Raw genomic sequence first — 15,236 nt, forward strand, 5'->3', positions numbered from 1 at the left:
AGTCATCTGTATAAATATATTAAATAAATCTGTTATATTTGTGAAAAGTTAAGTTTCAGGGGTGGGTATGTGTAAAGAGAAGCCGTATGAACGCAGCTCTTGTGATAGCATTCTTAATGCTAAGTGTTTAGGTTGTAAAAATGCATGCCTGTTTAAAGATAAGAAAGTCGATGACTGCATCGGAGTTGAATATTATATTTGGCCACAGGAGAATCAATATCTTATTGATGGAATGCAGGAGATATTATTTGATAGCAAAGAGAGGTTAATAAAGCAACCCGTTGTTTTTATTGATTTTAACTATCATAACTTGGGTTTGTTTCTCACCGATAGTTGGCTGGATACTTTTAAAGGCGCACGCCTGATTTTACTTACAGATAAGGTTATGGAGCCTATTGCGCACTACTGGTTTTATCATGATCGTGCCGATACGGTTATTAGTGCAATTATTTTTTATAATGATGATCATCAGGTGGTCTCCAGTAAATCGAGAGCCGCATTTATGGGGCGAGTGCTGAGACCAGCAAAAGGAATAAAGAAACTGACGGATAAAGAGTATGCGCTTTTATCCCATCTGTACCACGGCGAAACCCCCAAAAAAGTCGCGACGAAAATAGGGGCGAACGTTAAGTCGGTCTATGTTACCAAGCTCAGGGGCGAATCAAAGATGGGCGCAAGGCTGCATAGCCTGTTTATCTGACAAGTAACATTCCGGGCGCGAGAGTCTTGCAGCATCAGGCGCCCGAATAACCTCCGCTACCACTTCACATCACGGGCATTCTGCCGACCGGTCTGGCGGTTTTGACGTTTGTCGTGGCGGCACTGCGCGTTGCTCTTGTTATTGCTGGCCACGCAATCACGTTTTTCTTCACGTCCCTGCGTACGGGTTTCCTGACGGACGTTACGCGCATCCTGGCGCTGTTCGCCCTGATAGGTCGCATGGGCGGATAGGGCCGGCATCAGCAGCGCGGCGGTGACCAGAGAAAAAATAATTTTGTTCATAGTAAACAACCTGATAAAGATAAAGACATAATGTAAGAACCTGTCAGGCTCCGACGATATTGTTACGTGTCGCTGGAAGGCACGTCGGTGCAATTGGTGTGTATGACCCGGCTATTTTGTTTACTTTTAAATATAGCGGATAAAAAAAGCCCCGCGCAGGCGCGGGGCTTCAGGGAAGTGCAGGCTAATGCCTTAGCGCATGGTCACGAACTCTTCCGCCGCCGTCGGGTGAATCGCAACGGTGTTGTCGAAGTCCTTCTTGGTGGCACCCATCTTCAGCGCGACCGCGAAGCCCTGCAGCATTTCATCCATGCCGAAGCCGATGCCGTGGATGCCGACAATTTTCTCTTCCGGACCCACGCAGACCAGCTTCATGCGGCACGGCTGGCGGTGAGAGGTTACGGCGGTATACATGGCGGTAAACGCGGATTTATAGACTTTTACCGCCTCGTCGCCGTACTGCTCGCGCGCCTGTGGTTCGGTTAAGCCCACGGTGCCGATAGGCGGGTGACTGAAGACTACGGTCGGGATGTTGCTGTAGTCCAGGTGCTCTTCCGGCTTATTGTTAAACAGGCGCTCGGACAGACGGCGGCCCGCCGCCACGGCGACCGGGGTCAGCTCAACGGCGCCGGTGTTATCGCCCACCGCGTAGATCCCCGGAACGCTGGTGTTCTGGAATTTGTCGACGACGATATAGCCTTTGTCGTTGGTTTTAACGCCGGTTACCGCCAGGTTGACGTTGTCGTTGGCTGGTTCGCGGCCAATCGCCCAGATCAGGCAGTCAACGGTCTGGCTGCGGCCATCTTCCAGCTCAAGGGTCAGGCTGCCGTCGGCGTTCTTCACTACCGCTTTCGGCACGGCGTGCGTGTGCAGCTGCGGGCCTTCAGCGTTCATCACTTCAACCAGCGTTTCGATAATGAGCGGGTCAAAGCTGCGCAGCGGCGCGTGTTTACGCACGAACAGATGCGCCTGCGCGCCCAGGCCGTTAATCACGCCCGCCAGCTCAACCGCGATGTAGCCTGCGCCGACGATCGCCACGCGCTTCGGCAGCGCCGGCAGCGCGAAGAAGCCATCGGAATCAATACCGTATTCCGCACCCGGAATGTTCGGGTGGCTCGGACGGCCGCCGGTGGCGATCAGGATGTGGTCGGCGGTAATGATTTCGCCGTTCACTTCGACGGTTTTCGCATCGACGAAACGGGCGAAACCGTGGATGACATCCACCTTATTTTTACCCAGCACGTTGTCATACGAGGTATGGATACGGTCGATGTAGGCGCTACGGCTGGCAATCAGACGCTCCCAGTCAAAGTGATTGATGGTGGTGTCAAAGCCATAGTCCGGGCCGTACAGATGAATCGCTTCGCGGATTTGCGCCGCGTGCCACATCACTTTTTTCGGCACGCAGCCGACGTTAACGCAGGTGCCGCCCAGTTCCTTCGCTTCAATCAGCGCACACTTCTGGCCGTACATAGCCGCGCGGTTGATGGAGGCGATACCGCCGCTGCCGCCGCCGATAGCGATGTAGTCATAATGCTTAGTCATAGCTTGTATCCTTGATCGTTGATTGCCGCGATTGTATACCGGGTATTAAAAGGTTCCACCGATGGCTGCGATTACTCAGGCACTATCCAGCTAACGGAAGTGTGGCCGATGCCGGACGGGACCAGCGTTTTATGCAGCCACGGCAGCACGCTGTTCATCTGCGCTTCCAGCTTCCAGGGCGGGTTAATGACGATCATGCCCGATGCGGTCATACCGCGCTGATCGCTGTCCGGACGCACCGCCAGCTCAATCTGCAGGATTTTACGAATACCGGTAGCCTCAAGATCTTTGATCATGCGCTTGATCTGCGCGCGCAGCACCACCGGGTACCACAGCGCATAGGTGCCGGTCGCAAAGCGCTTATAGCCTTCATTGATGCCGGAGACTACCGCCTGGTAGTCGGTTTTGATCTCGTAGGGCGGATCGATAAGGATCAGCCCGCGTCGCGAAACCGGCGGCAGTTTAGCTTTCAGCTGCTGGTAGCCGTCCGCTTTTTCCACGCGGGCGCGCGCATCCTTCTGAAACTCGGATTTCAGCAGCGGGAAGTCGCTCGGGTGCAGCTCGGTCAGCTGCAGGCTGTCCTGCTCGCGCAGCAGCTGACGGGCAATCAGCGGCGAACCCGGGTAATAGCGCAGCTGGCCGCTGCGGTTGAAATGCTGGACTACGCTGATGTAAGGCTCAAGCTCGGCGGGCAGGTCGTCCTGCTGCCAGACGCGGGCGATACCTTCCAGATATTCGCCGGTACGCTCCGCGTGCTCACCGCTCAGCTGATAGCGTCCGGCGCCCGCATGGGTGTCGAGATAGAGAAATGGCTTATCTTTCTCTTTCAGCGCTTCAATGATCAGGCTCTGGACGGTGTGTTTGAGGACGTCGGCATGGTTGCCGGCGTGAAAGCTGTGGCGATAACTGAGCATCAGGAGTTCCGAAATTAAAAACGATGCCGACAGTTTACCGCAGATTGCGATGGATTACCGCTGATGCGCGGCGCCCGTCGTGATGAAGGAAAAGCGTTGCTAAACATAACGGTGTCATAAAACGGTCAATTACCCGCGCTAGCGTCGGTAAAAAGCAAGGTAATCAATTGAATAAAAGGAATAAAAAATGAAAAAACGTCTTACGTTGTTAGCGGTATCGTTCGTTTTTGCGTTCCCGTCGCTGGCAAAAGAGGTGTCGCTGAACGCCGCGGCGGCCATTGCCGCCAGCGTGACGCCCGCCTCCCCCAGCGCGTCGTATGATGCGCTGGAAAGCCAGTCGCTGGCGGCGCTGCGCAATGCGCTGAAAGGCGATTCGCCGACGCTGAGCCGCGAGCAGCTGGGGCATTCGACGCAGTCCGCGACGCTTGCGGATACCGCGTGGCTGAAGGCGCGAGGGTATGATTTCCAGAGCAAAGCCCGACAGCAGGCGGGGATCTCGCTCCTCTCGGCGTTCACCGCGCAGCCGTCGCCGGTGCTGGCGGCGAACCTGGCGACCGTCACCGCCATCAACCGCGACGCGACGGCGGCAACGCGCCAGCAGGCGCTGGCGGATGCCGAAGGGATAAGCTACCTCTATTTCCTCAGCGACGCGCTGGGGCCGCGCCTTGGCAAGGCGTTTATCACCGCCTATGACAAGGGCGAAATCGGCAAAGCGGCGGCGCTGATTAAAGCCAGCGAGGTCAGTACGGGGGCGGCGAAGAAGCATTTCAACAACCCCCGCCCGTTCCTCGTCAGCGGCAATACCATCCACCTGGTGCCTGACGACACGGTAGCGAAAGACCAGACGCCGTACACCGCCGACGGCGGTTCGTTCCCGAGCGGACACGCTAATACCGGCTACACCGACGCGCTGCTGATGGCCCAGATGCTGCCGGAGCGCTATGAGGCGCTGGTGACGCGCGGGGCGCGCTACGGCTATTCGCGGCTTGTGCTCGGCGTACATTACCCGCTGGACGTGATGGGGTCGCGGATGGTGGCGCAGAGCAACGTGGCGCACTATCTGAACGATGCGAAATACCGCGCGCTGTTTAACGAAGCCCGCGATCAGCTGCGCAGCGCGCTGGAAAAAGAGTGCGGCATGGCGCTGGCCCAGTGTGCGAAAACCGACGGGAAAAACGATCCGTACCGCGACCCGGCGATGCAGACGCTATACCGCTTCACCATGACCTACGGCCTGCCGCAGCAGAAAGGGGAGCGCGCGACGCTTGTCGTGCCGGCAGGCGCCGAGGCGCTGCTGGAGAGCGCCCTGCCGCAGCTTTCCGCCGCCCAGCGCCGCGCGCTGATGGTGAAAACCGCGATTCCGGCGGGGTATCCGCTCTCCGGAACGACGCCGGAACAGCAGTTCTGGCAGCGTCTGGATCTTGCTGCGGCGTATGCGGCGGCAAAGCAAGCCCATTGAAATCCTCTACACTTACCCCCATGCTACATCTCATCTGACAGGCGCTGGAATACGCGCCTGATTCATTCTTTTCAACAGGACGCGCTTATGACCAATCCATTACTGACGCCTTTTGAGTTGCCGCCTTTCTCCGCCATCAAGCCGGAGCATGTCGTGCCTGCCGTGACCAAAGCGCTGGACGACTGCCGCACCGTGGTGGAGCAGGTCGTGGAGCAGGGGGCGCCGTACAGCTGGGAGACGCTGTGCCAGCCGCTGGCGGAAGTTGACGATGTCCTGGGGCGAATTTTTTCTCCGGTAAGCCACCTCAACTCGGTAAAAAACAGCCCTGAGCTGCGCGAAGCCTATGAGCAGACGCTGCCGCTGCTGTCCGAATACAGCACCTGGGTTGGGCAACACGAAGGCCTGTACAACGCTTACCGCGACCTGCGCGACGGCGACAACTATGCCGCGCTGAACCTGGCGCAGAAGAAAGCCGTAGATAATGCGCTGCGCGATTTTGAGCTGTCCGGTATTGGCCTGCCGAAAGAGAAGCAGAAGCGCTATGGCGAAATCGCCGCGCGCCTGTCCGAGCTTGGCAACCAGTACAGCAATAACGTTCTCGACGCCACCATGGGCTGGACGAAGCTGATTACCGACGAATCTGCGCTGGCCGGGATGCCGGAAAGCGCGCTGGCGGCCGCCAAAGCGCAGGCCGAGGCGAAAGAGCAGGAAGGCTGGCTGCTGACGCTCGATATACCAAGCTATCTGCCGGTCATGACCTACTGCGAGAATGGGCAACTGCGGGAAGAGATGTACCGCGCCTATACCACCCGCGCGTCCGACCAGGGGCCGAACGCCGGGAAGTGGGACAACAGTCCGGTGATGGAAGAGATCCTCGCGCTGCGCCACGAGCTGGCGCAGCTGCTGGGCTTTGAAAGCTACGCGTTTAAATCGCTGGCGACCAAAATGGCGGAAAACCCGCAGCAGGTGCTGGACTTCCTGACCGACCTGGCGAAACGCGCCCGTCCGCAGGGCGAAAAAGAGCTGGCCCAACTGCGCGCTTATGCGAAAGCCGAGTTTGGCGTTGACGAGCTGCAGCCGTGGGATATCGCCTGGTACAGCGAAAAGCAGAAACAGCATCTGTACAGCATCAGCGACGAACAGCTGCGCCCCTATTTCCCGGAGAACAAAGCCGTTAACGGCCTGTTCGAGGTCGTTAAGCGCATTTATGGCATTACGGCTAAAGAGCGCACCGACGTTGACGTCTGGCACCCGGAGGTCCGCTTCTTCGAGCTGTACGACGAAAGCAACGCGCTGCGCGGCAGCTTCTATCTGGATCTCTACGCGCGTGAAAACAAGCGCGGCGGCGCGTGGATGGACGACTGCGTCGGCCAGATGCGTAAAGCCAACGGCACGCTGCAAAAGCCGGTCGCCTATCTGACCTGTAACTTCAACCGCCCGGTCAACGGCAAACCGGCGCTGTTTACTCATGATGAAGTGATCACCCTGTTCCACGAGTTCGGCCACGGTTTGCACCATATGCTGACCCGCGTGGAGACCGCCGGCGTTTCCGGTATCAGCGGGGTGCCGTGGGATGCCGTCGAGCTGCCGAGCCAGTTTATGGAAAACTGGTGCTGGGAGCCGGACGCGCTGGCGTTTATCTCCGGCCACTATGAAACCGGCGAGCCGCTGCCGAAAGCGCTGCTGGATAAAATGCTGGCGGCGAAGAACTACCAGGCGGCGATGTTTATCCTGCGCCAGCTGGAGTTCGGCCTGTTCGACTTCCGTCTGCATGCGCAGTACAACCCGGCGCAGGGCGCGAAAATCCTCGATACGCTGGCCGAGATTAAAAAGCAGGTCGCCGTGGTGCCGGGGCCGTCCTGGGGCCGTTTCCCGCACGCCTTCAGCCACATCTTCGCCGGCGGCTATGCGGCGGGTTACTACAGCTACCTGTGGGCCGACGTGCTGGCGGCGGACGCCTTCTCCCGCTTTGAAGAGGAGGGGATCTTCAACCGCACGACCGGGCAGTCGTTCCTCGACAACATTCTGAGCCGCGGCGGTTCCGAAGAGCCGATGACGCTGTTCAAGCGCTTCCGCGGCCGCGAGCCGCAGCTGGATGCGATGCTTGAGCACTACGGAATTAAAGGCTGAGATCCTGCGTGAAGATTTGCTTAGTTGATGAAACAGGCGCCGGAGACGGCGCCTTATCTGTTCTTGCCGCCCGCTGGGGCCTTATCCAGGACGATGACAATCCGATGGCGCTGGTGATGACGCCAGAGCACCTTGAGCTGCGTAAGCGCGATGAACCAAAGCTTGGCGGCATCTTTGTCGATTTCGTCGGCGGCGCAATGGCGCACCGACGTAAATTCGGCGGCGGCCGCGGCGAAGCGGTGGCGAAGGCGGTCGGCATTAAGGGCAGCTATCTGCCCGACGTGGTGGACGCCACCGCCGGGCTTGGACGCGATGCGTTTGTGCTGGCGTCCGTCGGCTGTTGCGTGCGCATGCTGGAGCGAAATCCGGTCGTCGCGGCGCTGCTCGACGACGGGCTGCGTCGCGGCTATGCCGACCCGGAAATCGGCGCATGGCTGCGGGAGCGCCTGCAGCTGATCCATGCCTCCAGCCTGACCGCGCTCACCGACATTACCCCGCGCCCGCAGGTGGTGTACCTCGACCCGATGTTTCCCCATAAGCAGAAAAGCGCGCTGGTGAAAAAAGAGATGCGGGTGTTTCAGTCGCTGGTGGGGCCGGACCTCGACGCGGATGGCCTGCTGGAGCCCGCCCGTAAGCTGGCCGTTAAGCGCGTGGTGGTGAAACGGCCGGACTATGCGCCGCCGCTGGCGGACGTCGCGACGGTAAACGCGGTAGTGACCAAAGGGCATCGGTTTGATATTTATGCGGGGACGGCGGAGTAACGCTCCTCTCCCGGCCGGGAGAGGAGATCTTGGAGGATTCGCTACCGGTTGGTCGCCGGAGTATTAATCATCCGGTTGAGCCACGGCACCAGAATCGCCATCACCACCGTGACGGCAAGCGTCACCAGGCCGATTTTGCTGAACACGTTGGTATAAATCGGCAGCGTCTGCAGCGGGTCGGTAACGTTTTCCGGCACCGCCGTGAAGGTGGCGACATAGCCGCCGAGCAGGAATGCGGCGGCCTGGGTCAGGAACCACATCCCGAGAATAAAGCCCATCAGGCGCTGCGGCACCAGCGCGGCGACCATCGCCAGCCCCAGGGCGCTAATCAGCAGCTCGCCCAGACTCTGGAACAGGTACACCAGCACGATAAACCATGGCGACGTCAGCCCCTGCGGGTCGGCAAACCACAGCCCTGCCGCGGCGGCGGTCAGAAAGCCGAGCGAGCATAAAAACATGCCGAGGGTGAATTTCATCGGCATCGACAGGTCTTTGCCGCGGTTGCCAAGACGCGTGTAGATAGCCGCCAGCACCGGGCTTGCGACCACCACCCAGAACGGGTTCAGGGCCTGGAAGCTGACCGGGTTAATGGTGATACCGAGAATGTCGTGGTGCACGTTGTTGATGGCGAAGAAGTTCAGCGAGGTGGGCATCTGCGCGTACAGGATGTAAAACAGCACCGCTTCGATCATCAGAATAAACGCGACGATCATCTTGTTGCGCCCGGTGTTATCGAGGCGGAACGCTTCGCGGAAGAAGAAAATCGTCACCACGATGGAGAGGACGATCAGCACCAGGTTGGCCACTTTGACGTTGTGCATCAGCCAGGCGCAGATAAATACCGCCACCACCGTACCGGCCAGCACCATCAGCAGGTTTTTGACGTTCAGCGGCCGGTGGTCCGGGTCGGAACCAATGTCCTTCACCATGCCGCGGCAGGCAAAATAGACCAGCAGGGCGACGATAAGCCCGGCGCCGCACAGGTTATAGGTCACCGCATAGCCAAACTTATCGGCAATCACCGGCGCCAGCGACAGCGACAGCAGCGAACCGATATTGATGGACATATAAAACAGGGTAAACGCGCCGTCGAGACGCGGGTCTTTCGGCGGGTAGCATTTGGAGAGCAGGCTTGCCGGGTTGGCCTTAAACAGCCCGTTGCCCACCGCAATGGTGCCGAGCGCCAGGAAAATCAGATCGGGCTTGAGCAGCGAAAGACCGGTCATGAAATAGCCGAACGCGAGCACAATGGCGCCGAGCACCAGCGTTCTTTTAGTGCCGAGCAGATGGTCGCCGACGAAGCCCCCGAGGGAGATCAGGCCATAGACCAGCGCGGCGAAGGCGCCGAAGGTGATAAACGCCTGCTCCTGGGAGAAGCCCAGCTGCTTGACGAAAAAGACCGCCAGGATGCCCTGAACGCCGTAATAGCCGAACCGTTCCCATAGCTCGACAAAGAAAATCATAAAGAACGGCCGCGGCTGCTGCAGTAAACCCGCGGAGGGAGATGTGTTCATGTTTTATCGTCCTTATTAGCCAGCCCAAAAAAGTATGCGCACTCGCGTAAAAATGTGCGAAGAAGGTGTCATTATTGAAATACAATGCTGTTATAAATTTCGAGTGTAGATTATTCGATTGGTTGGTGGCGAAACAACTGGCTGATCACACTAATTGTTTTCAAACCATCAAAATATTGTATCTGTGAGCAGGCCATAAAAACGAAAACGCCCGCAAATGCGGGCGTTAAGCGGTACCGACAGGGAGGAGGATTAATCTTCTTCTTCGTCGCGCAGCGGAACGATCAGCATGTCGACGTGAACGGTGTTGATAAGCTGGCGCGCGGAAGACATCAGCTTGCTCCAGAAATCCTGATGATGGCCGCAGACGACCAGGTCCATGTCATATTTTTTAATTGCGTCAACCAGCACCTGACCCAAATCGCCGCTGCCGCTCAGGGTTTCGGTGATGGGATAGCCCGCGTTGGTAGACAGCTCGGTCAGCGCGTGGTGGGTTTCTTCGGAAATGCGTTTTTGCATGTCGCCCAGATTTACGTCAATTAAACCGGTGTAGAGATCGGAGTAGTTCACATCGACATGAATCAGGGAAACTTTCGCGTTATAGGGGCGAGCCATAGAAACGGCTTTGTCCACCAGCACTTTGCTTTCTGGTGAGAGGTCTACCGCGATAAGAATGTGTTTGTAAGCCATAGTGTTACTCCTTCCTTAAGTGGTTAATGACTATACCCGTCATACTTCGAGCTGCATGGGCGTTGGCTGCGCTCGTCGCCTTCATGCAACTCAAATGCGTTAAGGTATCATTGTAGACAATTCAACCTTAAAACGACCCACAAGTTACGTCAATGTACCTTGATCACCAATTAGTTAAACAAATTTTTTCGTTTCGGCTATTGATAACGGTTAACCTTGTGGCAAAAAAATTAACGGATCTCCTACACTATTTAATGAACCGATCGAAAGCGTTATTGTGATCGGGTTCTCACTCTTTGACTGAACTGTCTGTTGGTTATCGGGGGAGCGGTAGCCCCGGAGGTGTCTCCGTGGGTGGGTCGCCGGGGAGGAGGTATGGTAAGCACTGTCGCGCTGTTTTGGGCCTTATGTGTCGTGTGTGTAGTGAATATGGCGCGCTACTTCTCATCATTGCGTGCCCTGTTAGTCGTGCTGCGTGGTTGCGATCCCTTGCTCTATCAGTACGTAGATGGCGGAGGTTTTTTTACTTCCCATGGTCAACCCGGTAAACAGATGCGCCTGGTATGGTACATCTACGCGCAGCGTTATCGCGATCATCATGACGATGAGTTTATTCGCCGCTGCGAGCGTGTGCGCCGCCAGTTTATTCTGACCAGCGCATTGTGCGGGCTGGTGGTTGTCAGCCTGATAGGCTTAATGATTTGGCATTAAGCAAAAAAAAACGGGCCAGTTTCCTGACCCGTCGTTTTTCGCTTTGCTCGCTTAGATGATTTTCAGCGCAATCCAGTACAGGAGGCCTGAAAGCACAATCGCGGCGGGCAGGGTAAAGACCCAGGCCATCAGAATGTTGGTCACGGTTCTGCGCTGCAGACCGCCACCGTCGACGATCATCGTCCCCGCGACCGAGGAGGAGAGAACGTGGGTGGTGGAGACCGGCATACCGGTGTAGCTTGCCAGGCCGATAGATACCGCAGCGGTCATCTGTGCGGACATCCCCTGCGCGTAGGTCATGCCTTTTTTACCGATTTTCTCACCGATGGTGGTCGCCACGCGGCGCCAGCCGATCATCGTACCAATACCCAGCGCCAGCGCGACGGCCATGATAATCCAGATTGGCGCATACTCGATGGTGCTCAGCATGTCGGTTTTAAACTTCTTCAGCAGGCGCTGATCGTCGCCGCTTACGCCCGGCAGCTTCGCCACTTTATCGGTGGTGTCGGAGATGCACAGCATGATGCGGCGCAGCTGGCCGCGCTGTTCGACGGACAGCTTATCGTAGCTCTCGACGTTCGCCAGCATCCCTTTCGCGCGATCAAGCGCGTTGATGGTGTTGGACGGGTGGCAATGGAACTCGGTCTGCGTCGCAACGCCCGGCGTGGCGGACGGCTGGATCTGCTCGACGCCGGTGGCCAGCTTGAGCAGGTCCGGGTGCTGCTGGAAGTACGTTTCGACATTGTTCACGGCATCACGGGTACGGGTGATTTCGTAACCGGTCGCGTTCATATTGACCACGAAGCCTGCCGGCGCCACGCCGATGAGCACCAGCATGACCAGGCCGATACCTTTCTGCCCATCGTTAGCGCCGTGAGAGAATGACACGCCGATAGCGGACAGAATCAGGGCGATACGCGTCCAGAACGGGGGCTTTCTCTTGCCGTCCTGCTTTTCACGTTCTGCAGGCGTCAGGTGAATGCGGGCACGTTTTTTGGTCCCGTTCCAGTAACGACGCAGAAGGAAAATCAGACCGCCCGCAATCACCAGGCCGACGATTGGCGAGACGATGAGCGAGGCGAATATACCGAGAACCTTCGGGATATTCAGCGCATCAACCACGGAGGTGCCGGTCATCAGCGCATTGGTTAAACCAATACCGATGATGGCGCCGATCAGGGTGTGCGAGCTGGATGCCGGAAGGCCGAAGTACCAGGTTCCGAGGTTCCAGATAATCGCTGCCAGCAGCATCGAAAAGACCATGGCGAGACCATGCGCAGAGCCCATGTTCAGTAGAAGGTCCGTCGGCAGCATATGCACAATGGCATAGGCCACGCTCAGGCCGCCTAACAGCACGCCAAAGAAGTTGAACAGCGCCGCCATAACCACCGCCACTTGCGAACGCATCGCGCGGGTGTAGATGACGGTTGCGACTGCGTTTGCAGTATCATGAAAGCCGTTGATGGCCTCATAAAACAGAACAAAACCCAGAGCAAGCAATAACAAAAGCCCGGTATGTAAATCCAGACCAGTAAACAAATGTAGCATAGGACGTTACGCCATTTGGGGGACATGAACGCGGCGCATTATCCAGGACAAATGCAGCGCGGGCAAAGAGAAATATAGACTTTTATTGATTTTTGTTCAGACTCTGAAAACGGACGTCAAGAATTATCCTATATCTTTCAATAGAATGCCTGAGAAAGGAAAATTCTCAGTGGTCGTACCGTTGGGGAAAATTTACAATTCCCGACATTCAAGACGAGAGGAACAGTGTGTGGAAAGGTTTGATGCCATTGTGGTCGGCGCGGGCGCGGCGGGAATGTTTTGTGCAGCGCAGGCGGGGCAGGCCGGGGCGCGGGTATTGTTGCTGGATAACGGCAAAAAACCGGGGCGTAAAATTCTGATGTCCGGGGGCGGCCGCTGTAACTTCACTAACCTTTATGTCGAACCCGCCGCATATCTCAGTCAGAACCCGCATTTTTGTAAGTCGGCGCTGGCGCGTTACACCCAGTGGGACTTTATCGACCTGGTCGGTAAGTACGGAATCGCCTGGCATGAGAAAACCCTCGGTCAGCTTTTTTGCGATGATTCCGCCGAGCAAATTGTGGCGATGCTGACGGCCGAATGTGAAAAAGGCGGCGTCATCACCCGACTGCGCACGGAGATCCTCAGCGTGGCGCGTGACGACGACGGCTATACGCTGCAGCTGAACGGCGAGACCGTGGCGGCAAAACGGCTGGTTATCGCCAGCGGCGGGCTGTCGATGCCTGGCCTGGGCGCATCGCCGTTTGGTTATAAGGTAGCTGAACAGTTTGGGCTGAAGGTGCTGCCGACCCGCGCGGGGCTGGTGCCGTTTACCCTGCATAAACCGCTGCTAGAGCAGCTCCAGGTGCTCTCCGGCGTCTCCGTGCCGTCGGTCATTACCGCGCAGGACGATACCGTATTTCGTGAAAACCTGCTCTTTACCCACCGCGGGCTTTCCGGTCCGGCGGTACTGCAAATCTCCAGCTACTGGCAGCCCGGCGAGTTCGTCACCATTAATCTGCTGCCGGACTGCAGTCTGGACGCCTTCCTTGACGAGCAGCGCGCGGCGCACCCGAACCAGAGCCTGAAAAACACCCTGTCGATGCAGCTGCCGAAGCGGCTGGTGGAGTGCCTGCAGCAGCTTGGGCAGATCCCGGACGTGCAGCTCAAACAGCTGAACAGCAAAGCGCAGCAGCAGCTGTGCGAGACTTTAACCTGCTGGCGCGTACAGCCGAACGGCACCGAGGGCTACCGCACCGCCGAGGTGACCCTTGGCGGCGTGGATACGAATGAGCTGTCCTCGCGTACCATGGAGGCCCGTAAGGCGCCGGGGCTGTACTTTATTGGCGAGGTGATGGACGTGACCGGCTGGCTTGGCGGCTATAACTTCCAGTGGGCGTGGTCGAGCGCCTGGGCGTGCGCGCAGGCGATCGCCGAGGTGGAATGACAAAGATAAAAAAGCCGACAACATCGCTGTTGTCGGCTTTTTTCATTCCAGTCGCAATCAGGCGCGCTGCAGCTGCTGCCCACAGGCGGTCACGCTCGCCAGCAGAACTTTCACGTCTTCCAGGCAGACCGTTGGGTTGAGCAGCGTCAGCTTCAGGCAGGTGACGCCGTCAGCTTCCGTTACGCCAACGTTGGCGCTGCCGGAGGCCAGCAGCGCATCGCCGATACGCTGGTTCAGCAACGCAATCCCGGCGCTGTCGCCGTTTTCCGGGCGGAAACGGAACAGCACGCTGGCCAGCTGCGGCTGCATGACCAGCTCCAGCTGCGGCTGTTCAGCCACAAACTGCGCCACCTGCTGCGCCAGCGTTACGCCATTATCAATGATCTCGGCATACTGCTTTTTACCCAGCGCTTCGAGGCCCATCCACAGTTTCAGCGCATCGAAACGGCGGGTGGTCTGCAGCGACTTCGAGACCAGGTTCGGTACGCCGTGCTCTTCGTCGAAATCAGAGTTCAGGTACGCCGCCTGATAGCGCATCAGCTGATAGTGACGCGCATCTTTCAGCAGGAACGCGCCGCAGCTGATGGTCTGGAAGAACTGCTTGTGGAAGTCGAGGGTGACCGAGTCCGCGAGCTCCAGGCCGTTCAGGAAGTGGCGATACTTCTCGGAAAGCAGCAATGCGCCGCCCCAGGCCGCATCCACATGCACCCAAATCTGCTGTTCTGCCGCCAGCGCGGCGATGTCGGCTAACGGATCGATAGCGCCCGCGTCGGTAGTGCCGGCGGTGGCGACAATCGCCATCACCTGCTCGCCGTTGGCTTTCGCCTGCGCCAGCTTCTCCGTCAGATCGTGAAGATCCATCCGCGAGAATTTATCGGTTTTCACCAGCGTGACGGACTGATAGCCCAGTCCCATCAGCGCCATGTTCTTCTGCACGGAGAAGTGCGCGTGTTCGGAACAGAACACCTTAATTTTGCTGAGGTTGCCGGTCAGACCATGCTGCTGAACGGAGTGGCCCTGGCGGGCGAAAAAGGCGTCGCGCGCCAGCATCAGGCCCATCAGGTTGCTTTGCGTACCGCCGCTGGTGAAGACCCCGGCGTCGCCCGCCGGGTAGCCTACCTGCTCGCGCAGCCACGCAATCAGCTTCATCTCGATGATGGTCGCCGACGGGCTCTGGTCCCAGGAATCCATGCTCTGGTTGGTGGCGTTGATCAGCACTTCCGCGGCCTGGCTAATGACCAGGCTCGGGCAATGCAGATGCGCCACGCACTGCGGATGGTGCACGGACAGGCTGTCTTTGAGGAAATACTCAACGGCGCGCTCAATCGCGGCCTGGTTGCCCAGGCCCTCTGCGGTAAACGCTAACTGGATGCGATCGCGCAGTTCCGCAACGGTTTTGCCCTGGTACATCTCAGGCTGCTTAAGCCACTGCACCACCGCTTGCGTGCTCTGTTCAATGGCTTCCTGATAGGCGGCAATACTCTGCGCGGAGCCGGACAGGATCGGATTTAAATCAGACATTCGCTCATTGGCTCC

General features: G+C 57.8%; 13 protein-coding genes. 6 read left to right on the forward strand and 7 right to left on the reverse strand.

The features are described 5' to 3' along the window. Nucleotides 1–67 precede the first annotated feature (67 nt). Complete coding sequence (locus ENTCL_RS01155) at nt 68–700, forward strand: hypothetical protein (RefSeq protein ID WP_013364287.1); 633 nt, start codon at nt 68–70, stop codon at nt 698–700. A 56-nt stretch (nt 701–756) separates the two neighbouring features. Here the strand turns inward: ENTCL_RS01155 and ENTCL_RS01160 are convergent, their stop codons facing one another. From ENTCL_RS01160 to ENTCL_RS01170, 3 genes are all read right to left on the reverse strand, one after another. Next, on the reverse strand, nt 757–1,002 hold the full coding sequence (locus ENTCL_RS01160; protein ID WP_013364288.1) for a hypothetical protein: 246 nt from the start codon (nt 1,000–1,002) through the stop codon (nt 757–759). Between the two features lie 192 nt (nt 1,003–1,194). After that, complete coding sequence (gene gorA / locus ENTCL_RS01165; RefSeq protein WP_013364289.1) at nt 1,195–2,547, reverse strand: glutathione-disulfide reductase; 1,353 nt, start codon at nt 2,545–2,547, stop codon at nt 1,195–1,197. Between the two features lie 71 nt (nt 2,548–2,618). Continuing rightward, complete coding sequence (locus tag ENTCL_RS01170) at nt 2,619–3,461, reverse strand: 23S rRNA (adenine(2030)-N(6))-methyltransferase RlmJ (RefSeq protein ID WP_013364290.1); 843 nt, start codon at nt 3,459–3,461, stop codon at nt 2,619–2,621. A 187-nt stretch (nt 3,462–3,648) separates the two neighbouring features. Here ENTCL_RS01170 and ENTCL_RS01175 point away from each other — a divergent pair, with 187 nt between their 5' ends. The 3 genes from ENTCL_RS01175 to rsmJ all read left to right on the forward strand — a co-directional run bounded on the left by ENTCL_RS01175 (nt 3,649) and on the right by rsmJ (nt 7,811). Beyond that, nucleotides 3,649–4,920 carry an acid phosphatase gene (locus ENTCL_RS01175; RefSeq protein ID WP_013364291.1) on the forward strand — a complete coding sequence of 424 codons (1,272 nt, stop codon included), beginning with the start codon at nt 3,649–3,651 and terminating at the stop codon, nt 4,918–4,920. Nucleotides 4,921–5,007: 87 nt separating this feature from the next. After that, the gene (prlC, locus tag ENTCL_RS01180) at nt 5,008–7,050 is read left to right on the forward strand and encodes an oligopeptidase A (RefSeq protein ID WP_013364292.1); all 2,043 of its coding nucleotides are present in this window, start codon (nt 5,008–5,010) and stop codon (nt 7,048–7,050) included. A gap of 8 nt (nt 7,051–7,058) precedes the next feature. Beyond that, nucleotides 7,059–7,811, forward strand: a complete 753-nt coding sequence (gene rsmJ, locus ENTCL_RS01185; RefSeq protein WP_013364293.1) for a 16S rRNA (guanine(1516)-N(2))-methyltransferase RsmJ — start codon at nt 7,059–7,061, stop codon at nt 7,809–7,811. 41 nt (nt 7,812–7,852) lie between these two features. On the opposite strand, the gene dtpB is transcribed toward rsmJ, so the two are convergent. Both dtpB and uspA read right to left on the reverse strand, forming a co-directional pair. Then, nucleotides 7,853–9,325, reverse strand: a complete 1,473-nt coding sequence (dtpB, locus tag ENTCL_RS01190) for a dipeptide/tripeptide permease DtpB (protein WP_013364294.1) — start codon at nt 9,323–9,325, stop codon at nt 7,853–7,855. A gap of 252 nt (nt 9,326–9,577) precedes the next feature. Next, nucleotides 9,578–10,015 (reverse strand): universal stress protein UspA, encoded by a 438-nt coding sequence (gene uspA, locus ENTCL_RS01195; RefSeq protein ID WP_013364295.1) that lies wholly within the window; start codon nt 10,013–10,015, stop codon nt 9,578–9,580. 375 nt (nt 10,016–10,390) lie between these two features. Between uspA and uspB the strand changes: the two genes are divergently transcribed. Then, nucleotides 10,391–10,726, forward strand: a complete 336-nt coding sequence (uspB, locus tag ENTCL_RS01200) for a universal stress protein UspB (protein WP_013364296.1) — start codon at nt 10,391–10,393, stop codon at nt 10,724–10,726. Nucleotides 10,727–10,777: 51 nt separating this feature from the next. On the opposite strand, the gene pitA is transcribed toward uspB, so the two are convergent. Beyond that, nucleotides 10,778–12,274 (reverse strand): inorganic phosphate transporter PitA, encoded by a 1,497-nt coding sequence (pitA, locus tag ENTCL_RS01205; RefSeq protein ID WP_013364297.1) that lies wholly within the window; start codon nt 12,272–12,274, stop codon nt 10,778–10,780. Between the two features lie 229 nt (nt 12,275–12,503). Here pitA and ENTCL_RS01210 point away from each other — a divergent pair, with 229 nt between their 5' ends. Next, nucleotides 12,504–13,700, forward strand: coding sequence for a BaiN/RdsA family NAD(P)/FAD-dependent oxidoreductase (locus tag ENTCL_RS01210; protein ID WP_013364298.1), 1,197 nt, complete (start codon nt 12,504–12,506; stop codon nt 13,698–13,700). Nucleotides 13,701–13,757: 57 nt separating this feature from the next. Here ENTCL_RS01210 and ENTCL_RS01215 read toward each other — a convergent pair whose 3' ends face one another. After that, entirely contained in the window at nt 13,758–15,221 is a 1,464-nt protein-coding gene (locus ENTCL_RS01215; RefSeq protein WP_013364299.1) for a pyridoxal phosphate-dependent decarboxylase family protein, read from the reverse strand. Nucleotides 15,222–15,236 lie beyond the last annotated feature (15 nt).

Origin of the sequence: [Enterobacter] lignolyticus SCF1, from assembly GCF_000164865.1 — a bacterium.
GTDB lineage: Bacteria > Pseudomonadota > Gammaproteobacteria > Enterobacterales > Enterobacteriaceae > Enterobacter_B > Enterobacter_B lignolyticus.